The 19,154-nt window shown below is 70.9% G+C and carries 20 protein-coding genes; 13 read left to right on the top strand and 7 right to left on the bottom strand.

Annotated elements, in window-relative coordinates; all coding sequences use genetic code 11:
* Positions 1-2: 2 nt before the first annotated feature.
* Positions 3-587, top strand: coding sequence for an imm11 family protein (locus KRR26_RS30020; RefSeq protein WP_120206259.1), 585 nt, complete (start codon positions 3-5; stop codon positions 585-587).
* 13 nt (positions 588-600) lie between these two features.
* Positions 601-1,368 (top strand): Imm49 family immunity protein, encoded by a 768-nt coding sequence (locus KRR26_RS30015; protein ID WP_217081473.1) that lies wholly within the window; start codon positions 601-603, stop codon positions 1,366-1,368.
* Positions 1,369-1,386: 18 nt separating this feature from the next.
* Here KRR26_RS30015 and KRR26_RS30010 read toward each other — a convergent pair whose 3' ends face one another.
* Positions 1,387-1,986 (bottom strand): SMI1/KNR4 family protein, encoded by a 600-nt coding sequence (locus KRR26_RS30010; RefSeq protein WP_147422961.1) that lies wholly within the window; start codon positions 1,984-1,986, stop codon positions 1,387-1,389.
* Positions 1,987-2,108: 122 nt separating this feature from the next.
* Here KRR26_RS30010 and KRR26_RS30005 point away from each other — a divergent pair, with 122 nt between their 5' ends.
* Entirely contained in the window at positions 2,109-2,897 is a 789-nt protein-coding gene (locus KRR26_RS30005) for a hypothetical protein (RefSeq protein ID WP_217081472.1), read from the top strand.
* Between the two features lie 177 nt (positions 2,898-3,074).
* On the top strand, positions 3,075-3,440 hold the full coding sequence (locus KRR26_RS30000) for a DUF2203 domain-containing protein (protein WP_233576905.1): 366 nt from the start codon (positions 3,075-3,077) through the stop codon (positions 3,438-3,440).
* A 4-nt stretch (positions 3,441-3,444) separates the two neighbouring features.
* On the opposite strand, the gene KRR26_RS29995 is transcribed toward KRR26_RS30000, so the two are convergent.
* On the bottom strand, positions 3,445-4,068 hold the full coding sequence (locus KRR26_RS29995; protein WP_328707237.1) for a hypothetical protein: 624 nt from the start codon (positions 4,066-4,068) through the stop codon (positions 3,445-3,447).
* A gap of 191 nt (positions 4,069-4,259) precedes the next feature.
* On the opposite strand from KRR26_RS29995, the gene KRR26_RS29990 reads away from it, so the two are divergent.
* Together KRR26_RS29990 and KRR26_RS29985 are read left to right on the top strand one after the other, a co-directional pair.
* On the top strand, positions 4,260-5,189 hold the full coding sequence (locus KRR26_RS29990) for an NmrA/HSCARG family protein (RefSeq protein WP_217081471.1): 930 nt from the start codon (positions 4,260-4,262) through the stop codon (positions 5,187-5,189).
* Between the two features lie 95 nt (positions 5,190-5,284).
* Entirely contained in the window at positions 5,285-6,013 is a 729-nt protein-coding gene (locus tag KRR26_RS29985) for a DUF5320 domain-containing protein (RefSeq protein ID WP_120206264.1), read from the top strand.
* A 7-nt stretch (positions 6,014-6,020) separates the two neighbouring features.
* On the opposite strand, the gene KRR26_RS29980 is transcribed toward KRR26_RS29985, so the two are convergent.
* Complete coding sequence (locus tag KRR26_RS29980; RefSeq protein ID WP_158611470.1) at positions 6,021-6,323, bottom strand: YgaP family membrane protein; 303 nt, start codon at positions 6,321-6,323, stop codon at positions 6,021-6,023.
* A 110-nt stretch (positions 6,324-6,433) separates the two neighbouring features.
* Positions 6,434-8,359 (bottom strand): glycoside hydrolase family 15 protein, encoded by a 1,926-nt coding sequence (locus KRR26_RS29975; protein ID WP_217081470.1) that lies wholly within the window; start codon positions 8,357-8,359, stop codon positions 6,434-6,436.
* A 220-nt stretch (positions 8,360-8,579) separates the two neighbouring features.
* Here KRR26_RS29975 and KRR26_RS29970 point away from each other — a divergent pair, with 220 nt between their 5' ends.
* From KRR26_RS29970 to KRR26_RS29960, 3 genes are read left to right on the top strand one after another with little or no spacing between them, the layout of a single operon-like run.
* Positions 8,580-9,470: an AraC family transcriptional regulator gene (locus KRR26_RS29970; RefSeq protein ID WP_120206266.1), complete on the top strand. Its 891-nt coding sequence runs from the start codon at positions 8,580-8,582 to the stop codon at positions 9,468-9,470.
* 9 nt (positions 9,471-9,479) lie between these two features.
* Positions 9,480-10,190, top strand: coding sequence for an AzlC family ABC transporter permease (locus KRR26_RS29965; protein WP_217081469.1), 711 nt, complete (start codon positions 9,480-9,482; stop codon positions 10,188-10,190).
* Positions 10,187-10,471 (top strand): AzlD domain-containing protein, encoded by a 285-nt coding sequence (locus KRR26_RS29960; protein ID WP_120206268.1) that lies wholly within the window; start codon positions 10,187-10,189, stop codon positions 10,469-10,471. Before KRR26_RS29965 ends, KRR26_RS29960 begins: the two co-directional genes overlap by 4 nt.
* A 21-nt stretch (positions 10,472-10,492) precedes the next feature.
* Here KRR26_RS29960 and KRR26_RS29955 read toward each other — a convergent pair whose 3' ends face one another.
* From KRR26_RS29955 to KRR26_RS29945, 3 genes are all read right to left on the bottom strand, one after another.
* Positions 10,493-12,250, bottom strand: coding sequence for an ABC transporter ATP-binding protein (locus KRR26_RS29955; protein WP_120206269.1), 1,758 nt, complete (start codon positions 12,248-12,250; stop codon positions 10,493-10,495).
* A gap of 40 nt (positions 12,251-12,290) precedes the next feature.
* Positions 12,291-14,276, bottom strand: a complete 1,986-nt coding sequence (locus KRR26_RS29950) for a tetratricopeptide repeat protein (protein WP_217081468.1) — start codon at positions 14,274-14,276, stop codon at positions 12,291-12,293.
* A gap of 145 nt (positions 14,277-14,421) precedes the next feature.
* On the bottom strand, positions 14,422-14,559 hold the full coding sequence (locus KRR26_RS29945; protein WP_158611471.1) for a hypothetical protein: 138 nt from the start codon (positions 14,557-14,559) through the stop codon (positions 14,422-14,424).
* A gap of 311 nt (positions 14,560-14,870) precedes the next feature.
* On the opposite strand from KRR26_RS29945, the gene KRR26_RS29940 reads away from it, so the two are divergent.
* From KRR26_RS29940 to KRR26_RS29925, 4 genes are all read left to right on the top strand, one after another.
* On the top strand, positions 14,871-15,083 hold the full coding sequence (locus KRR26_RS29940) for a hypothetical protein (protein WP_233576907.1): 213 nt from the start codon (positions 14,871-14,873) through the stop codon (positions 15,081-15,083).
* A gap of 127 nt (positions 15,084-15,210) precedes the next feature.
* Positions 15,211-16,743, top strand: coding sequence for an FAD-binding oxidoreductase (locus tag KRR26_RS29935; protein ID WP_217081467.1), 1,533 nt, complete (start codon positions 15,211-15,213; stop codon positions 16,741-16,743).
* Between the two features lie 173 nt (positions 16,744-16,916).
* Entirely contained in the window at positions 16,917-17,882 is a 966-nt protein-coding gene (locus KRR26_RS29930) for a hypothetical protein (protein ID WP_217081466.1), read from the top strand.
* Between the two features lie 85 nt (positions 17,883-17,967).
* On the top strand, positions 17,968-19,149 hold the full coding sequence (locus KRR26_RS29925) for a tetratricopeptide repeat protein (protein WP_120206274.1): 1,182 nt from the start codon (positions 17,968-17,970) through the stop codon (positions 19,147-19,149).
* Positions 19,150-19,154 lie beyond the last annotated feature (5 nt).

Genomic DNA, 19,154 nt, shown 5'->3' with positions numbered 1-19,154 from the left:
GGATGCGGTACTTCGAGGTCGACACCCTGGGGGACGAGCAGGACAAGGAGCGCGTCTTCATCGAAGAGGAGCCCGAAGGGCTCGATGGCTTCGGCTTCCGACTGGCGGAGGGCGACTCCACCGATGACGTCTACCCGGAGGACGCCCGCATCTACTTGAGCCCCTACAGCGCGGGGCTGAAGCTGTCGACGCTGCTCGGCAACTCGATTGGGTATCTCATCGTCCATGCCGCGCTGATGACCATCCTGAAGGAGCACGCTCCCAGCGGCGTCGAGTACCGGCGCTTCTCGCTCTACAACCAGCGGCGGCGGCTCCACAGCCAGGAGTACTGGATCATCAATCCCTTGACCCTGGTGCCGTGCCTGGACCGTGAGCACAGCCGCATCCAGTACGCGACCTCGAACCCCGACCAAATCGTGGGGATCGATGAGCTTGTCTTTGATTCCCAGCGACTGGAGGCGGCGCCGGATCTGTTCCGCATCCCCGAGCAGCGCATGAGCTACTTCATCAGCGAGCGCATCGCGCGGGCCCTCCAGGGACAGGGCTTCGACAACCTCTTCCTCCAGGAGATTCGCCAGCACCCCTGAGTCGGGTTTCGCCATGCGCTCGAGATTCGTTCCCGTCATCGCCGCCAACGCGGATGTCGACCTCACCCGCCTCGTCCCGATGCTCGTCCAAGGCCCGCCCGTGGGCTGGGCATTCGCCCGCGCGTGTCGTGGCTATCGGATTCGCGGGGGCGCCGGCTTCCTCCTGTCCGCCAAGGCCAGGGACCTGCACGTGGACCTGCACCGCAGCGGCGCGGCCCACGCTTTCTATGTCTCCCAGGTACCCGAGCACGAGCAGGTCACCAGCCGCGCCGCGCCCTTCTTCGACGCCCTCGCGTGCGGAGATGACGCCTCGGCGCGGAGCATCGCGCGGCACGCGCCCACGCAGGCCAAGCCCGACCGGGAGCACGTCGACGACTTCCTCTATGTGCACCTGTTGATGCGCCACTGCGTCCTCGGTGGCAGCCGGGACGAGGCCCTGGACATCCTCACGCGCTGGGAGGACGTGGTCGCCGAGGAGAGCGCCAGCGCTCGGCTCGACGTGTGTCGTGCGTTGCTCGCCGGGAATGCCGTGTCCTTCCACACCGCCCTGCTCGCGATGGCGGAGGAGCACCGCGCCTTCTACGACCTCGGCTTCCAGAAGAGCCGCATCCCCGAGGAGACCTGGGCCATCGAGGGGTGTCTGTTCATCGAGGGGATGGCCCTCTGGAGGCTCGCGCGGGCCGCGCGGCTCGACGTGGCGGAGGACTACCCCTTGATGCCCTCGCTCGCGCTGCGTCCCCCCAAGCTGAGCTATTCCCCGGACGCGTGGCGCACGCCGTGAGCCGCCCCCTCTCACGCTTCACGGCGCGGGCAGCTCGCTCGGACGGAACTCCAGCGCGAACTGCTCGGCCTGGGGCGCGCGCGTAAAAGGCAACCGCGCCAGCCGCTTCCCCACGAAGCCCTCCAGGAGCAGCGCGGAGAAGGACTGGGCCAGCTTCACCAGACGGGGAGGCGTCCCGGTGGGCGTGCGGTGGTCCAGCGCGTAGAGCGCGCACTCGTCTCCGTCCGTCGGCTCGTCCGGCACCCAGAACAGCTCCGCGCTGCTGGCGCTGATGACGCGCGGCGCGGGCGGGCCCCCCAGGAGCACATATCCCAGTTGGATGGCCTTGCCCGGCAATGACTGGCGCGCGCCGCCGCTCGCGTCGACCAGCGAGCTGAGCCGCGAGCGGATGTCGCGGGGGGAATCGAAGAAGCCTCGCGCGTGCCAGGGCACCCACAGCTCCAGCAAGTCTCCCAGGCGCCCTGGCCCCACCTCGGTGCAGAAGCGCCGGTAGCTCTCCGGCAGCGTCACCTTCAACCGCGCCTCGGTCCTCGCGAGGTCCGCCTCGACGGGCAGCCGCGCCGGCGCGCCCAGGACTGCGACGCCGTGTTGCTTCAACACCTCGGGCCAGGGGCTCACGTGCACACCTCTCGGGCGAGGAATCCCACCGCTCCCGTCTATCACCCTCGCGGGCGGGACGCAGGGGCGCCCCTCGCATCGGTCTGGCCAGGACCCGGGGCGCGGGCTTACGTTGCAGGGGCATGCCCTCGCAGCCGCCCTCGCAACTCGCGCTGTTCGACGCGCCCGAGCCCGCTCGCGCCGCCGACCCCGTGCGCTCGCGATTGCCGTCTCGCGAGGACGCGCTGCCCCTTGCCGCGGAGCTGGCCCGGCGCATGTCCGCCGCGCTCGGCGTCCCGGTCCACCTGCGCCTCACGGACAACCGCGCCACGCTCGTCAGCTACCGCCGCGTCGAAGAAGGCCTGCGCCTGCGCGTGCATCACCTCTTCCTCGGCGCGCCGGAAGCCGTCGTGTGTGCGATGGCGGACTATGTGCGGCGCGGCGACAGCGCGGCCCAGCAAGCCCTGGAGGACTACATCCATCCCCGGCAGGGGCTCCTGCGCCGGGAGCGGCGCCCGGGCGCACCGCTGCGCACCCGCGGACGCTGCTTCGACCTGCGCGCCGTGGCCGAGCGGCTCGGCGCCACCTACTTCGGGGGACAGGTGCACGTGGACCTGGGCTGGGCCCGCAAGCCCGCCCGCCGCAAGCGCCGCAGCATCTACCTGGGCGGCTACGACGCTCGCCTGAGAGAGATTCGCATCCACCCCGCCTTGGATCGGCCTCACGTGCCGGCCTACGTGGTGGACTTCCTCGTGTTCCACGCGATGCTCCACGCGGACCTCGCCGCGCCCGACACGGACGCCCCTTCCGAGTCGGGCCGCTGCGCCGCCGAGCACTCCCCCGAGTTCCACGCGCGAGAGGCGGCCTTCCCCCTGCGCGACGCGGCCGGGCGATGGCTCGCCGAGAATCTCCAGACATTGCTGCGCGGCTGAGCCCTCGCGCGCGACATCGCCCCCGAGTCCCAGCCTCCTGTCGTGCGCGTCCAGGCGAGCCCTGTCCTCGCGGGCCATCCGGGCGCGCGGAGGGCATGCGGGGGTGGCGGCGGTGGGCCCCCCGGCTGCATGCTGTGAGCGATGCGCTTTTTCAGCGTGGAAGAGGCAAACCGACTCGTGCCGCTCCTGCACCGCACCTTCGAACGGGTGCGGCCGTGGGTGGACCGCGTGCAGAGGCTCGCGGAGGACCTGGAGGTGCCCGGGGACCGGAGCGAGGCGGCCCTGGAGCCCCTGCGCGATGAACGCGATGCCCTGCTCAATCGCATCCGCGGGGAGCTGCTTCAAATCCAGGAGATGGGGCTGGAAATCAAGGGCGCGGACGGGCTCGTGGACTTCCGCGCCCGCCGGGGTGAGCGCCACGTCTACCTCTGCTGGCGCTTCGGCGAGAACGAGGTCAGCCACTGGCACGACCTTCAAACAGGCATCGCGGGACGCCGCCCCATCGACAACCCGGATGACTTCGCGCCCACGTACCTGAGCTGAATCCCTACCCGGACGCGAGCAGGTGCGCGCGCAGCACGCCCAGCGCGTGGAGCGCGGAGTGGAGTTGCTGCCCCAGGCCCCCGGCCTGCCGCGCGATGTCCGAGAACTGACTCGCCTCCGCGGTCTCCGCCAGCGCGCGAGCCTCCTGCGCCACCTGCGTCATCCGCTCCTGGAGTGATTGGAATTGCTCCGCCAACTCCACGTCCTGCTCGGAGGTGCGCGAGGGTTGCTGGCTCAGCGCGGAGAAGCGTTGCATCCGCGCGTTCAGCTCGGCCGCGCTCTGCCCGAGGGCGCCGTACCGGGTCAGCAGCGCCTTGAAGACCTCGGTGCGCGCCTGGAGTTCGCGAGCGCGGGTGTTCACCGCCTCGGCCTGATGCTGTTGGCGATCCCGAACGCGGGTGATGGCCGAGACCAACTGCGCCACCTGCTCGCGGAGCTGTGCGTCCAGGTCCGCCAGGTCCCGCAGGGTCGTCGAGGCGTGCTCCAGGTCCTGCTCGGACACCAGCGCGGACTGCTGGAGCCGCGCGGCGAGCGCCTCGAAGCGAGCCAACTGCGCGTCGAGCGCCTGGGCGGCGGACACCAGCTCGGAAGGTCGAGACGGCGCGGGCGAGTTCATGACGGCGGACACCCTGTCACGGCCTCCTCGCGGCCCGCACGCGCGAAGTCCCGAGAACGTCGCGTCGGGAACGCCTGCCGGGGTTGCCCGCCTGCCCTCGGAGAACTGTCGACACGGCAGGCATGCGGGGGACCCGGGGCCTCGCCAGCCCGGGACCGCGACCCCACCTTGTGCGGACAGGCATCACGCCTGGAGGACACCCCATGCCCGTGGACTTCTCCCTCACCGTGCTCGTCACCGGCGCCACCGGCCATCAGGGCGGCGCGCTGACCCGTCAACTCCTGAGTCGGGGGCATCGGGTGCTGGCCCTGGTGAGAGACGTGGACAGCCCCGCGGCCCGGCAGCTCGAATCCCGAGGAGCCACGCTCGCGCACGGCGACTTCGAGGACGTGGGCTCCATCGAGCGCGCCGCGCGGGAAGCGGATGCCATGTTCGCCATGGCCTCGCCCTTCGGCCCCGGCGGCCCCGACGCGGAGACGCGCCAGGGCATCAACATGGTGGAGGCCGCGAAGCGCGCCAACATCCGCCATTTCATCTACTCCTCCGTGGCGGGCGCGGACCGGCTCACCGGCATCCCGCACTTCGACAGCAAGCACCGCGTGGAGCTGTACGTGCGGCGCAGCGGCCTGCCCGCCACCATCCTCGCCCCCACGTTCTTCATGGAGAACTTCCTGGGCCCCATGCTCATGGAGGGGCTGAAGTCCGGAGTGCTCGCACAAGGGCTCCCTCCCACACGCGGGCTGGAGATGGTGGCCTTGGACAACGTGGCCGCGCTCACGATGTTGGCGCTGGAGCATCCCGAGCGCTTCGTCGGCGAGCGCATCGAGCTGGCCTCCGATGAGGTCACGGGACAGCAGGCCGCGGGCCTCCTGTCCATGGTGAGTGGCCACCGCATCAAGTACGTGCAGGTCCCGCTGGAGGACATCCGCCAGAGCAGCGAGGACCTCGCGATGATGTACGCGTGGCTGGACCGCGTGGGCTACCGCGTCGATGTGCTCACCCTGCGGCACGACCATCCCCAGGTGAGCTGGCTCACGCTGGAGGAGTGGGCGCGGCACCAGGATTGGAGCGCCCTCACCTCGCCGGCCTGGCCGGGCGAACCCGCGGACCCCATGACGCCCGCCGAGCCATAGCGCCCCCGCCTCCCTGTCCGGGCTCCGGGGCAGGTCTCGTGCCAGACATTCACGCCGCGCTCCCCGCCCTAGCTTGAGTGGAAGGAGGAGCTGCGATGCGCGCGCGAGCCGTGGGGATAGCAGTGTTGATGTTGATTGCGGGCTGTGCTCCGACGGCGTCGCAGTTGCGACCGGCCCCGTCGGCCCAGGTCGTCCAGGGGGACACGGCGGCGGCCACCACCCAGCAAGAGGGCGTGCACCTGGTGGCGGACGGCACGGCGTGGAAAGGACATCCATCCGACCTGGGCCAGCGCCTCACCCCCGTCTTCGTACAGGTCCAGAACCAGAGCGACCGACCGCTGCGCATCCAGTACAGCGCGTTCTCGCTCGTGGGCGCGGACTCGCATTTCCACTACTCCGCGCTGCCGCTGCTCGCGCTCCAGAATGGACTGGCGCAGGGGACGGGCGGCTCGGGGAACAACAATGACAACCGCTACGCGCCCGCATCGTGGAGCGTGGGGCTGGGATATGGCTTTGGCTACGGCCCCGGGTGGCGGCGCGGGTTTGGCTGGGGTCCGTACTGGGGCGGCCCCTGGTTCGACCCGTACTACTACCCGGGCTACTACGGCGCCCCGTACCCCGAGCCGCTGCCCACCGAGGACATGCTCACTCGCGCGCTGCCCGAGGGCACGCTGGCGCCCGGCGGACGGCTGGATGGCTTCCTCTACTTCCAGGGCGTGACGCGTCGGGAGAGCGCGGTGAAGCTGGAGCTGAAGCTCGTGGACGCGAGGACGGGCGAGGCCTTCGGCACGCTCGATATTCCCTTCCAGGTGAGCAAGGGCTGAGCGCGCGTCAGTGCAGCGTGGGAGGAACGAGGCGCGGGCCGGGCCGCGAGTTCGAGGTGTGGAGCAGTGGCGCCGCCTCGGGCTGACCCAGCGCGCGCCGCACCTCCGCGCCGCGCCAGGAGAACCCGAGCAGCGGGCCCAGCAACACGACATCGAGCGCGCCCGACAGGAGCGGCACCAGCCCCACCGCCGCCAGCCTCGCGCCGCCCGGCGTGCGCGCGGACAATCCGCCCACCAGGAGTCCCGCGCCGGCCACGATGCGCACCCACCGCCCCCGCCGAGACGCCATGAAGCCGATGAGCTCCTCCATGCCGCACCTCCCCACGCCCAAGATGGGCACGCGCGAGGGAGCGACCAGCTGCGCTGTCGTCCGCACGAAACTCGCCCTGGGGCCCGCCCGCTCGCCTGGAGGGGCGTACCTCAGAGCGGCAGGGAGGCGAGCCACTCGGGCAGCTCCGCGCTCGGCGCCTCGCGAGGCTCGCGCCGACGACGGGCGAGCAGGTGGTCCAGCGCCTTCTCCGAGAAGTCGTAGGCGGTATGAGCCAGCGCGCGTTGCTCCACGGCCCGAAGGGCGGAGAGCTGCGCGCAAGAAGACACCAGCGCCATGTGCGTGAAGGCCTGTGGGAAGTTGCCCATCGGCTCGCCCGTGACGGGCATGGCCTCCTCGGCATACAGGCCCACGTCGTTGGAGAGCGCGAGCAGGCGCGAGAGCAGCGCCTCGGCCTCATCACGCTGACCCGAGTGCGCCAGGACATCCACCAACCAGAACGAGCACAGCAGGAACGCGCCCTCCGAGCCGTCCAACCCATCCGGCACGAGGTAGCGGCGCAGGAGCCCGTCATGCTCCAGCCGCTCGCGCACCACCTGCACCGTGCGCACCACGCGCGGGTCTTCCACGGGCAGGAAGCCCAGCGCCGGCACCAGCAGCGTGGAGGCATCGGCGGCGTCCATGCCCTCGGCCTGCGGAAACCAACCGTCGCGCGCGCACTCCAACAAGTAGCGCCGGAGCTGCTCGCGCTCGCGCGTCCACCGGAACAGGGGCGCGGGAAGGCCACGCGCCTTGGCCAGTCGCACGCCCCGGTCCACCGCCACCCAGCACAGGAGCTTCGAGTGCACGAAGTGCCGAGGCACATCGCGCACCTCCCACAAGCCCTGGTCCGGCAATCGCCAGCGCTGGATGACCTCCTCCACCAGCCCGGAGAGGAAGTCCCAGTTCGTCTTCGTCACCGGCCCACCCGCGCGCGCGTAGAGCCACGCCACCTCCAGGAACTCACCGAACACGTCGAGCTGGAGTTGCTTCACCGCGCCGTTGCCGATGCGCACCGGGCGCGAGCCGCGATAGCCCGCGAGGTGTGGCAGCTCCACCTCGGGCAACATGCGGTGGCCGCGAATCCCATACATGATTTGCATGTCCACGGCCCGGCCCGCGCTGGTGCGGCGCATCCAGAAGCGGAACGCATCCGCCTCGTCGCGATAGCCCAGCGCCAGCAGCGAGCTGAGCACGAGCGATGAGTCGCGGATCCACGTGTAGCGATAGTCCCAGTTGCGCATGCCGCCGGGCTCTTCAGGCAGCGACGTCGTCGGCGCGGCCACCAGGGCGCCCGTGGGCGCGTAGGTGAGCGCCTTGAGCGTGAGCGCGCTGCGGCGCACCGCGCGCCTGTGCTCGCCGGTGTAGACGCAGCGGGCAATCCACGTGCGCCAGAAGGTGAGGGTGTCGTCGAGGTGCTGCTGAAAGGCAGCACGGTCCGGCGCGTCGGCGGAGGCGCGCTCGATGAAGGAGCGCGTCCACGCGGCCTCCACCCAGACCTCGTCGCCCGCGCGCAGCTCCCACCGCGCGCGCAAGGACGCCTCGCACGCGACCAGGGGGTGCGTGGACGAGACCCACAGCGCGTCCGCGCCGCCCACCACCTCGGCGGTGCGCGACGAGGTGAGGCGGAAGCGCGGGGTGAAGGCGCCGTACTCGAAGCGCGGCGCCAGGACGCAGCGCACGCGCACCGCGCCGCCAAGGCACCGGATGCGGCGCAGCAGCGCGTGGCGGGTGCCCACGTGCGTGCCCATGCCACCGCCGGGATAGACGGGCATGCAGTCGGTCAGCTCCAGCACGCCGCCGGGCGTGGTGAAGGTGGTCACCAGGACGTTGGTGTCCTCCACGTAGCCCCGCGTGGACTGGAAGCGCCCCTCGGGCGCGACGCCGAACGAGCCTCCGCGCCGGGGGTCCAGGATGCGACAGAACACCGCGGGAGAGTCGAAGCGCGGGAAGCACGCCCAGTCGATGGAGCCGTCGCGTCCCACGAGCGCCGCGGAGTGACAGTCTCCGAGCAGCGCGTAGTCGGTGATGCGGCGCATCCCTCCTCCCTCCCGAAGCCGCGGGCCGCGTCCCCTCCCGCGTCTCTCCAATCTGGCCACCGTTCGCCCGCCGCCACGGAAGGCCCAGGCAGGCGGGCAGCCGGTCCCGTGGCCGACCCCGCGCAATTTTCTTCAAGACCTCCACCCCGCCGCTCTCTACGCTCGGCATGCCGAGCCCTCGCCTCGACAGGGAGGTTCGCCCGAGAGTGTCCGCGCCGTGATGCCAACGCCCCATCGCCCCGTCGCCCCCGCGCTGCTGGGCCCGCGCGAGGAGTGCGTGCTCTGGCGCCCCGAGGAGCTGGGCGGGCTGGAGCTGCTCAAGGCCACGTACATCACCCACGCCTTCGCGCCGCACAGCCATGACGGGTTCGCCATCGGCGTCATCGAGCGAGGCGTGGAGGCGTTCCGCTGCCGCGGACAGATGCGGTACGCGCCCGCGGGCAGCATCGTGCTCGTGAACCCGGGCGAAGTGCACACGGGCCAGGGCGCCGAGGAGGACGGCTGGTCCTACCGGATGTTCTACCCCGAGCCCCAACTGCTGGAGGACACCGCGCGAGCGCTGACCGGCCACACGCGCGGCGTGCCCTTCTTCGAGTCCCCCGTGGCGGACGACCCGGAGGTGGCCGCGCTCATCCGCGCCCTGCACGCCTCGCTGGAGCGGCCCGCCACCGCGCTGGAGCGGCAGACGCGGCTGTTCGCGGTCCTGTCGGCCCTGGTCGCGCGCCACACCCGGCCGCACCCGGAGCAACGGCCCGTGGGCGTCGAGCACGTGGCGGTGCGGCGCGCGCGCGACTACCTGGAGGCGCACGCCGGGGAGAACGTCACGCTGGAGCAGCTCGCGAGCCACGTGGGGCTCAGCGTGTTTCATCTGGTGCGCGTGTTCCGGCGCGAGCTGGGCCTGCCGCCCCACGCGTATCAAATCGAGCTGCGCGTGCGCCGCGCCCGAGAGCTGCTGCGCCAGGGCAAGCCGCCCGGTGAGGTGGCCGCGCAGTTGGGCTTCAGCGACCAGAGCCACCTGACGCGTGAGTTCAAGCGACGGGTCGGCCTGTCGCCGGGCCGATACGCCGCGAGCGCAGGATCCTTCAAGACTCGACAGGCGGTCGCTCCGTAGCGTGAGGGCATGACTTCCGTTGTCGCGCGCGACTTCTTCCGAGGCTTCCGCGCCGTCGTTCCCCTCTGGTTGGGGTTGATTCCCTTCTCGCTGGCCTACGCGGTGAGCGCGCGGGGGGCTGGGCTGAGCGTGCTCGACACGCTGCTGATGAGCGCGCTCGTCTTCGCGGGAGGCTCCCAGTTCAGCGCGGTGGGCCTGCTCGCGGCGGGGGCCTCGGGGGTGGAGATCATCCTCACCACGCTCCTGCTCAACACGCGGCACCTGCTCTATGGCCTGTCCCTGTCGCAGCGTGTGCCCCTGCGGCCCGCGCAGCGCTTGCTGGCGGCGCACTTCCTCACCGACGAGGCCTACGGCGTGGTGCTCGCCGAGCCTCGCGCGTCGTTCGCGTACGTGTTGGGCGTGGAGCTGAGCGTCTTCATCCCGTGGAACCTCTTCACCCTGGCCGGCTCGCTGCTGGGCCAGGGGCTGCCGGACCCCACGCGGCTCGGGGTGGACTTCGTCTTCCCGCTGGCGTTCCTCGCCCTGCTCATCCCGCTGCTGCGCGGCAGCGTGGAGGTGGGCGTGGCGGTGCTGTCCGGTGTCCTCGCGCTCGTGGCCTCACGCTTCCTGACGGGCGGCGCGGCCTTGCTGCTCGCGGGCGTGGTGGGGAGTCTCACGGGCGCGTGGTGCACGGCCGGCGCTCCCGCGGCTCGACCCACCGAGGAGTTGGAGGCGCCATGAACGTGCTGCCCATCATCCTGGGGATGGCCGCCGTCACGTACGCGCCTCGGCTCGCGGGGCTGTGGCTGCGCGTGGAGGTGCCACCGTTCTGGCAGCGCTTCTTGCGGTTCGTTCCCATCGCGGCCTTCTCGGCGCTCGTCGTCCCCGCGCTGCCGGGAGAGCGGGGGGAAGCTGGGGTCCGCCTCTTCGCGGCCCTCCTCGCGGCGGTGGCCACGTGGCGGTTTCGCAAGCTGTGGCTCGGCATCCTGGTGGGCATGGCGGCCTACTGGCTGCTGCGCTGAAGCCCTCGAAGCCGAGAGGGCTCACGCCGCCACGAACTGGCGCTCCACCAACCGGCGGTAGAGCCCGTCCACGCCCATCAACGCCGCGTGGTTTCCGGTCTGCACGATGCGCCCCGCCTCGATGACCACCACGCGGTCCGCGCCGAGGACCGTGGACAGTCGATGGGCGATCACCAGCGTGGTGCGTCCCTTCATCAGCCGCTCCAGCGCGTCCTTCACCAGGTGCTCGCTCTCCGCGTCCAACGCGCTGGTCGCCTCATCGAGGATGAGCAGTCGCGGATCCATCAGCACCGCGCGGGCAATGGCCACCCGCTGCCGCTGCCCACCGGACAGCTGCATGCCGCGCTCGCCGACCTGGGTCTGGTAGCCCTCGGGGAAGTGCTGGATGAACTCGTGCGCGTGCGCGGCGCGTGCGGCGGCCTCCACCTCCGCGTCCGTCGCCTCCGGGCGGCCGTAGCGGATGTTGTCCGCCAGGGACGAGGAGAACAGCAGCGGGTCCTGCGACACGATGCCCGTGCGCTGTCGCAGCCACACGGGGTCCAGTTCGCGCAGGTCCTTCCCATCCAACAGGATGCGCCCCGCTTCCGGGTCATAGAGCCGCGTCAGCAGCGCCACCAGGGTGGACTTGCCACCGCCCGAGGGGCCCACCACCGCGACCGCCTCGCCGGGGTTCAACGTCAGGGAAAGCTCGCGCAGCACCAGGCTCTCGGGCCGCGCGGGATAGCGGAAGCTCACCGCCTCCAGCTCCACCCGTCCTTCCAGGCGCGCGGGTTGGAGGCCGCCGCGCGTGGCGAGCGCGGGCTTGCGGTCGATGAGCTCGAAGACGCGCTCGGTGGCGCCAGTCGCCTTCATCAGCTCGGCCCACAGGTCGCTGAGCGCGCCCATCGCCATCGCCACGAGCAGGGTGTAGACGAGGAAGGACGTGAGCGCGCCCACGGTGAGGCGGCCCTCGCCCACCAGTCGGCCGCCGTACCAGAACACGAGCGCCACCGCCGCGTACGCGCCGAAGATGCCCCCGCCGCTGAAGATGCCCGAGGCGCGCAATTGCTGGCGCGTCACCGCGAAGGCCCGCGCCAACGCGGCCGCGTAGCGCCGGGCTTCCGTCTCCTCGGCGGCGAAGGTCCGCACCGTGCGGATGGCGGCCAGGCTCTCCGAGGCCACGTGATGCGCGGCACCATGCAGGCCCTGCACCTCACGCGACAGCTTGCGCACGGCGCGGCCGTACGCCACGGCGCTGATCGCCATCGCGGGGACGACCAGGAGGATGGCCAGCGCGAGCTGCGGCGAGGTGTAGACGAGGAAGCCCACCCCACCCACCAGCACGATGACGTTGCGCAGGAGCACCGAGATGTTCGAGGTGACCACGCCCTGGATGAGCGCCGTGTCGGACGCGAGCCGGCTGGTGAGTTCCCCCGTCTTGTGCAAGTCGAAGAACGCGATGTCCTGATGCAGCAGGCTCCGGTAGAGCTGCTCCCGGAGCCGGTTGACGATGCGCTCGCCCGCCGTGAGGTACAGGACGTAGCGCAGGGACGTGGCCACGGCCTGCACCAGGAAGATGCCCACGAGCCCCAGCGCGATGCGGTCGATGGACGACGGGCCACCGCTGAGCAGCGACGCGTCCACGATGTGGCGCAGGGCCTGGGGAAACAGCAGGCCCGCGAAGCTCCCCACCACCAGGAAGAACGTCCCCAGCGCCAGGGAGGACGCCTCCGGCCGGGCCAGCTCGACCAGCCGACGAAACGGCACGCGGGAGAGGGGCCGCCGCGACGACGCCGTCATGACCCCAGCTCCTGCCGACCGAGCCGCGAGCGCACGCGACTCACGGGGAGAGCCGACTCGCGGCCGGGGCGTGCGGCGCGGCCACGTGCGCCAACACCGTCGCGAGCTGGGCCTCCACCTCCGCGCGGTCCGGGGCCTCCGGGCTCAGCTCCAGATACATGCGCCAGTCGCGCGCGGCCTCGTCGGCGCGCCCCAGGTCTCGCAGCGCCACGGCCCGGTTCTGGTAGAGGTCCGCCATCTTCGGCGCCAGGGTGATGGCCTGGTTCAGGTCCTCGACCGCGGCCTCCAGCTGACCGGCCTCGTAGCGCAGCACGGCCCGGCTGGCGTGCACCAAGGGCTGGGCGGGGTTGAGCCCCAACGAGACCTCGTAGTCCTTCAGCGCCAGCTCGACCTGTCCCAGCGCTTCATAGGCGTGCCCGCGCCCGGACAGGGCCTGCGCCACGCGCGGGTTGAACTCGAGCGCCCGCGTGAACGCCTGCGCCGCGTCCTGAGGCCGCCCCATGTGGCGATAGCACTGCCCCAGGTTGGTCCAGACCTCCAGGTACGGAGGGCTCAGCTCGATGGCCCGGAGCAGGTCCCGCTCGCTCTCCTCGTAACGCCCCGCTTGGAGATACAAGCCACCGCGCTCGTTGTAGTACTCGGAATAATTGGGGTCCATGCGCATGGCCGCCGAGTACATGTCGATGGCCTCGTCGAGCCGCCCCACGGCCGCGTACACCTGGGCCACGTTGTAGAGGAGCACGGAGCGATGCAGCAGGTGCTCCCCCGGCTCCAGGTGCGCGTCCAGCTCCGCGAAGGCGTTGCGACACAGCTCGATGGCCTCGTCGTGGCGCTTCTGGAAGTGGCGAATCATCGCCAGGCCATTGCGATTGAAGGCCTTGCGGAACAGGCGCTTGTGCAAGGGCAGGTCCGCGCGCTCGATGTGCGCCATCCCCTGGTCCAGGTAGCGCTCCGCCAGCGCGTAGTCGCGCTCGGGCAGATAGCGCCCGTGATACATCGCCTTCACGTAGGACCACGAGATGAGGTACGCGGGGTCCGTCGTGCTCGCCAGCGCCTGGTCCACGATGGCCAGACCCGCATGGGGCTGCTTCAGCGCCGAGTAGCAATTGGACATCCGGTTGTAGATGTGGAGCCGGTCCTGCACGTTCTCGGGACAGAGGCGCTCGAGCAACTCCAGCGCGGCCTGCGCGTAGCGGAGCGCGTCGTCGTAGAAGCCTCGGCTGGAGTAGATGGTCAGCGCGTGCAGCAGCAGTTGGAGGGCCTGCTTCGGCTCGTTGCTCTGCCGCCAGCAGTGGATGAGCCGTGGCAGCACGTTCTCCAGCGCCGTGAGGTCCCTCACCCCTGAGGCAAGCTCGCGCGCCCTCCGCGCCATCGCCTCGGGCGACACGGGCGGCGAGGGAGGGTCCGCCGGCAGGTCCAGGGAGAGCGAGCGCCGGTGGGTCACGGACTCGAACTGCGCCTCGGTGGCGGCCAGCGCCCCGGGGCTCACGACCACCACCAGCCGCACCCCCATCCGCGCTCCCGCGCGACGCATCAGGTCCGAGAAGAACTGGCGAATCAACGCGCCGGAGTGGTCGAAGTCCTCACAGACCAGGAGCCAGGAGCCGGCGTCGGTGAGGGCATGCCAGCGCTCCAGCAGATCCACCAGTCCGTGGGGGATGCGGAACGCCCGGTCCGCCGCGTAGTTGCGCGTCCGCTCCGCCTCGGGGCTCACGTCCGTGAGGCTGGGATTGCGCACCACGACGTCGCGGCGAATGTCTGGCACCACCAACGCCAGCTCATAGTCATGCTTGTGAATCAATTCAGGCGCGCGGCGCTGGAGGTCCGCCACCTCCCCCGCCAGCAGGGTGCTCAGCCCCGCCCAGGGCCCTCCCACGTCCCGATGACAATCGAGCATCCAGGCCCGCTGCGCCACGCCCACGGATTGCTCCAGCAAGCTCCGCGAGACCGCCTGGCGCGCGCCGCCGGCGACGGCCTCCAGGATGAGCACACCACCAGGGGGAGGCAGGACGATGGAGGAGTCCATGCGAGGGTTTCCTCAGACAAGCGGGCCCGAAACACGTAATGTCAGACACAGCCAATGAAGACCGGCACCCGAAGCAAGCTCCGAGTGCCGGCGCCCGAAGACCGGCGCATGACTACCGCGCGACCCCTGTCTTCAGGTGAAGCCCTCAGGACAGCCCGAGCAGACCGAGCAGCGAGTCCAGCGTGCCCGCCTTGCACCAGGGGGCGTCCGGGCACTCGGAACAGGCGTAGTCGGCGGCGGAGGTCTTCATCGTCTGCACGTGCAGCGTGTTGATGCGCTTCATGGCGTTTCCTTTCGAGAGAGGACTGCCGTGATGCCCACCAGGAGGGAGACGCCGCATCGAGGAAGATTGACTTCCTGGTTTTCAAATCGTTCCCTACTTAACTGTTTTGAGTCAAGCCCAGGGGAAACACAAGCTCCCAGGTCATCGCCGCCCCGCCATGAGTCCGCGCATGTTCAACGTGCCCACGACGCGGCGCTCCACAGGATGCCCGCTGCGAACCCACTCGCGCTCCGCAGCTTTTCCGAGAGGCCCGACGCGCGTGGCCTCGGGGAGCCATCGCCATGTTCCGACGCTGGGAGATTCAGAGGGGAATGAAAGTGAAGGGCCATGATGGCCACACCATTGGCCGTGTCATCGGCCTGACCGCGGATGAAATCATCGTGGAGAAAGGAATCCTGAGACATCGCGACTATGCCGTGTCACTTGACGACGTGCGCGAGGTGGCTCACGGCGAGGTGCAGTTGATGCACGGCAATGACAGTCTTTTCTCCGCGCCGCGTGAAGTGGCGCACGGGAGCTGGTAGCCCCGCGTGAGCTGCGAGTCGCCGCGCGAGCCTCTGGCATACTGGCCCGCGTGACCGTCTCCCCTCGCTGGACTGCCGTGCGCCGCCCCGTTCGCTCCCTGGCTCTTCGTGCCGCGGAGGTGGCGTCATGAGCGCGCTGGAGCGGGCGCTCGCGGAATGGCGCGAGGCCCTGGGCGAACCCCACGTCATCACGGAGCCGGACGCGCTGGCTGAGGCCGAGACCGCGACCTTCGCCACCTCGCAGCGCATTCCCGCCATCCTGCGGCCCGCCAGCACGGAGGAGGTCCGCGCGAGCCTGCGCATCGCCCAGGCGCACGGCATCCCTGTCTACCCGGTGAGCAGCGGACGCAACTGGGGCTATGGCTCCCGCGTGCCCCCCAGCGATGGCTGCGCGCTGATGGAGCTGGGGCGGATGAACCGCATCCTCGGCCACGACGAGAGGCTCGCGTACCTCACCGTGGAGCCGGGCGTCACGTTTCGACAGGCGCACGCGTGGCTGCGCGCTCAGGGCTCGCGCCTGTTCATCACCACCATCGGCGGCTCCGCGGACGCGAGCCTCATCGGCAACGCCTTGGAGCGCGGTGACGGGCGCGGCCCGCACGCGGACATCTTCCAGCACGTGTGCGGCCTGGAGGTGGTGCTCCCCACGGGCGAGCATCTGGAGACGGGCCACGCGCGCTTCGCGGGCTCGCGCACCGCGCCGCTGTTCCGCTGGGGCGTGGGGCCCTCGCTGGACGGGCTGTTCAGCCAGTCCTCGCTGGGGGTCGTCACGCGCATGACGTTCTGGTTGGCGCGCAAGCAGCCCTACCTGCGCGAGTTCTTCTGCGCGGTGCCGGACGAGGCGCAGCTCTTTGAGCGGGTGGATCGCCTCCAGGAGCTGGCGCTCGACGGCACGCTGCGCGGCAGCTTCTTCTTCTGGAATGACCTCAAGGCCTTCAGCGTGGCCCGCCAGTATCCCTTCGCCGAGACGCACGGCCGCACGCCGCTGCCCGCCTGGGCGCTGGAGCAGTTCCGCGAGGGGCTCGGCGGACGCTGGGCCATCAGCGGCGCGCTCCATGCGCCAGACGCGGAGCTGGGCGCGGTGCTGGAGCGACGGCTCCTCGCCGCGCTGGACGGCCTGCCGCGGCCAGTGAGGCTCGGCCCCATCCCGTCGGAGGGCGAGAGTCCCTTCCAAGGCGTCCCCTCCGACGCGAACCTCACCATGGCGTACTGGCGCAAGCGGAGCCCGCGTCCGGAGGCACCGCACCCGGATCGCGACCGCTGCGGCTTCATCTGGTGCTCGGTGGCGGTGCCCTTCACCGGGGAGGAGGCCCGACGCGCGGTGGATCTCGCGGAGCGGATCCCTCGCCTCTTCGGGCTGGAGCCCAACCTCGCGCTGCTGACCCACTCCCCGCGCTGCCTCTATCTGGTGCTGGCGCTCGCGTATGATCGCGACGTCCGGGGCGAGGACGCGCGCGCGCAGGCCTGCTACCAGGCCCTGTCTCGTGAGCTGGCGGGCGCGGGCTACTACCCCACCCGCCTGGGGCTCCAGTCCGCCGGGGACACCCTGGCCGTGACGGACGATTCGCTCGCCGTCCTCCAGCGGATCAAGTCAGCGGTGGATCCCTCCGGCATCCTCGCGCCGGGGCGCTATGCCCTCACCCCGCCCCGCGACACGTGAGACATGTTTCACACGGGCCGTGAGCCACGACGCGGCCTGGGAGCGCGAATTTCGCTCGATTTACGAAAAAACGCGCGAGAAACGGCCCGGGGAGGAAACTTCCCGCAGCCCCCGCGGATAACTCCTACAAGTCGCATCCATCTCCCCAAATTCGCGCCGCTTCGGAGTCGCCCATGCCCACGCGTTCCCTCGAGTTCAACCGTCAGCGTCCCGTCTTCCGGAACCGCGCAGAGCAGGGTGCAGAGCGCAACACGATGCACCGCGAGGTGCAGGCCGACCTTCGCAGCAACTCCAACCCGGCCCGCCGCGCGGAGATCGACGCGGCCCAGGCGAAGAAGGACCGGGGCGAGACGCTGACGACGCAGGAGCAGGCGCTCCTCGACGGCAAGCGCGTCCAGACCAGCCGCACCAACACCAACAGCGCCGAACAGAACGCCATCCAGCAGCGCCTGGAGACGAGCGGCTACGAGCAGCAGGTGGCGTCCGGTGAGTTCAGCAAGGACTGGACGGCGTTCTCCGGCTCGCACGAGGTCGGCGACAAGGACGGCTCCTTCTACAACAAGGTCGAGGGCCAGGCCCTGACGGCCTCTGTCGGCGGCAACGGCTCGGTGAGCGTGGATCCGCTCAAGGGCAAGGTCATCGCCGAGGGCTCGCTGGAGGCGAAGGCGGACCTGGTGCGCGGCTCCGTCGAGGGCCACGTGGACAGCCCCGTGGGCCGCACGACGTGGGGCGCGCAGGGCAACGTGGGCGCCGAGGCGAACGTCACGGGCAAGGTGGTCGTGGATCCGCTCCACGGCGATGTCGCGGCCCAGGTCGGCGGCGAGGCCTTCGCCGGTGCTCGCGCCAGCGCCGAGGTGAGCCAGGAGATCGGGCCGGCGACCGCGCACGTGGGCGCCGAGGCCTTCGCGGGCATCGGCGTGGAGTTCGAGGCCAACGTCGGCCTGAAGGACGGCAAGCTGTCCGCCAACTTCGACGTGGGCGCGGCGCTCGGCATCGGCGGCAGCCTCGAGTTCGGCGTGGACGTGGACGTGAGCAAGGTCACGGACGCGGTGAAGAACGTCGGCGAGGGCATCAAGAACGTCGGCGAGGGAATCAAGAACGTGGGCGAGGGCATCAAGAACCTCGTCCACGGCTGGTAGTCCCCAGTTCGGGGCCGCGACTCCCCGCGGCCCCGCGGTTTCTCATCCGCTCGACAGCCCCAGGTCCCTGGGGGACACTCCCGACATGAATCCTCTGGAGAAGCTCCTCGCCGCGGGGCAGACCGCCCAGGCGAAGGCCGAGGCGGAGAAGACGCTCGCCCGCCAGCCCACGAATCGCGACGCGCTGGTGGTGATGTGCAAGCTGGCCCTCGTGGAGGGACAGCTCCCCCAGGCCGAGGCCCTGCTCGCCAAGGCCGAGGCCCAAGGCGCCACGGCGGAGACCTGGCTGGTGCGCGCGAACCTCGCCGCGCAGAAGGGCCAGCTCGACGCCGCGCTGAAGGCCTTCGACAAGGTCCTCGCGCTGGACGCGGCCCGTGCCGAGGCCCACTTCGGGCGCGGCATGATGTTGATCAAGCAGGACAAGGCGCCGCAGGCGATGGACGCGCTCGCCAAGGCCGCCCAGCTCGACCCCACCAACGGCGTGTTCCGCTACCGCCTGGGGCAGGTTCAGCTGGAGGCCGGCAAGGTGGACGAAGGCCTCGCCTCGCTGCGCGCCGTCGTCGCGCAGCAGCCCCGCTTCGTCCCCGCCTACCTGGGCCTGTCGCACGCGCTGTCCGCCAAGGAGGACTTCCTCGGCGCTCGGCGCGCGCTGGAGCAGGGCCTCAAGGCGGTGCCCAACCAGCCTCGCCTGCTGGCCGCGCTCACCGTGCTGGCCATGGCCACGCGGGACCAGCGCACGTCCTACCAGGCCGCCTCCGCGCTCGCGGCGCAGCGTCCCAAGGACCCAGACGCGCAGGCCAACCTCGCGCAGCTCATGCTCGCGCGCGGGCAGTTCGCCCAGGCCCTGCACCTGTGCCGGACCATGGACTCGCTCGGGCTCTCCAATGAGGGCCTGAAGATGGCCGAGGCCACCTGCTACGAGGCCGAGGAGCCGCCCGCGTTCGAGAAGGCCGTGGCGGCCTACGAGGCGGCCATGGGGCTGTCCCCCGACGGCTGGCGCGCCGCCAACAACCTGGGCCAGCTCCTGCTCCGCATGCCGGCCGAGCCCGCCGAGCGTCACCTCCCCCGCGCCGTGACGGTGCTGGAGGAGGCCGTGCGCCGAGGCCCGTCGCAGCCCGAGCCCCTGCTCAACCTCGCGCTCGCCCAGGCCCGCTCGGGCCAGAAGGACAAGGCGCGCGCGACCGTCACCAAGCTGCTGGCCCTGTCCCTGCCCGAGGGCAGCGAGCTGCGCGACGAGGCCACCCGCCTCCAGAAGGCGCTGGCGTAGCCGCT

The sequence above is a fragment of the Citreicoccus inhibens genome (assembly GCF_019039035.1).
In the GTDB taxonomy this organism is placed as follows: Bacteria; Myxococcota; Myxococcia; order Myxococcales; family Myxococcaceae; genus Citreicoccus; species Citreicoccus inhibens.
Note: the sequence above shows the minus strand (reverse complement) of the source record. Positions and strands in the feature narration are given on the sequence as shown.

Coding starts and splice junctions, on each gene's coding strand:
- KRR26_RS30020 (WP_120206259.1), top strand. CDS start 3: ATGCGGTACTTCGAGGTCGACACCCTGGGGGACGAGCAGGACAAGGAG.
- KRR26_RS30015 (WP_217081473.1), top strand. CDS start 601: ATGCGCTCGAGATTCGTTCCCGTCATCGCCGCCAACGCGGATGTCGAC.
- KRR26_RS30005 (WP_217081472.1), top strand. CDS start 2,109: ATGCCCTCGCAGCCGCCCTCGCAACTCGCGCTGTTCGACGCGCCCGAG.
- KRR26_RS29990 (WP_217081471.1), top strand. CDS start 4,260: ATGCCCGTGGACTTCTCCCTCACCGTGCTCGTCACCGGCGCCACCGGC.
- KRR26_RS29985 (WP_120206264.1), top strand. CDS start 5,285: ATGCGCGCGCGAGCCGTGGGGATAGCAGTGTTGATGTTGATTGCGGGC.
- KRR26_RS29980 (WP_158611470.1), bottom strand. CDS start 6,323: ATGGAGGAGCTCATCGGCTTCATGGCGTCTCGGCGGGGGCGGTGGGTG.
- KRR26_RS29975 (WP_217081470.1), bottom strand. CDS start 8,359: ATGCGCCGCATCACCGACTACGCGCTGCTCGGAGACTGTCACTCCGCG.
- KRR26_RS29970 (WP_120206266.1), top strand. CDS start 8,580: ATGCCAACGCCCCATCGCCCCGTCGCCCCCGCGCTGCTGGGCCCGCGC.
- KRR26_RS29965 (WP_217081469.1), top strand. CDS start 9,480: ATGACTTCCGTTGTCGCGCGCGACTTCTTCCGAGGCTTCCGCGCCGTC.
- KRR26_RS29960 (WP_120206268.1), top strand. CDS start 10,187: ATGAACGTGCTGCCCATCATCCTGGGGATGGCCGCCGTCACGTACGCG.
- KRR26_RS29955 (WP_120206269.1), bottom strand. CDS start 12,250: ATGACGGCGTCGTCGCGGCGGCCCCTCTCCCGCGTGCCGTTTCGTCGG.
- KRR26_RS29950 (WP_217081468.1), bottom strand. CDS start 14,276: ATGGACTCCTCCATCGTCCTGCCTCCCCCTGGTGGTGTGCTCATCCTG.
- KRR26_RS29945 (WP_158611471.1), bottom strand. CDS start 14,559: ATGAAGCGCATCAACACGCTGCACGTGCAGACGATGAAGACCTCCGCC.
- KRR26_RS29940 (WP_233576907.1), top strand. CDS start 14,871: ATGAAAGTGAAGGGCCATGATGGCCACACCATTGGCCGTGTCATCGGC.
- KRR26_RS29935 (WP_217081467.1), top strand. CDS start 15,211: ATGAGCGCGCTGGAGCGGGCGCTCGCGGAATGGCGCGAGGCCCTGGGC.
- KRR26_RS29930 (WP_217081466.1), top strand. CDS start 16,917: ATGCCCACGCGTTCCCTCGAGTTCAACCGTCAGCGTCCCGTCTTCCGG.
- KRR26_RS29925 (WP_120206274.1), top strand. CDS start 17,968: ATGAATCCTCTGGAGAAGCTCCTCGCCGCGGGGCAGACCGCCCAGGCG.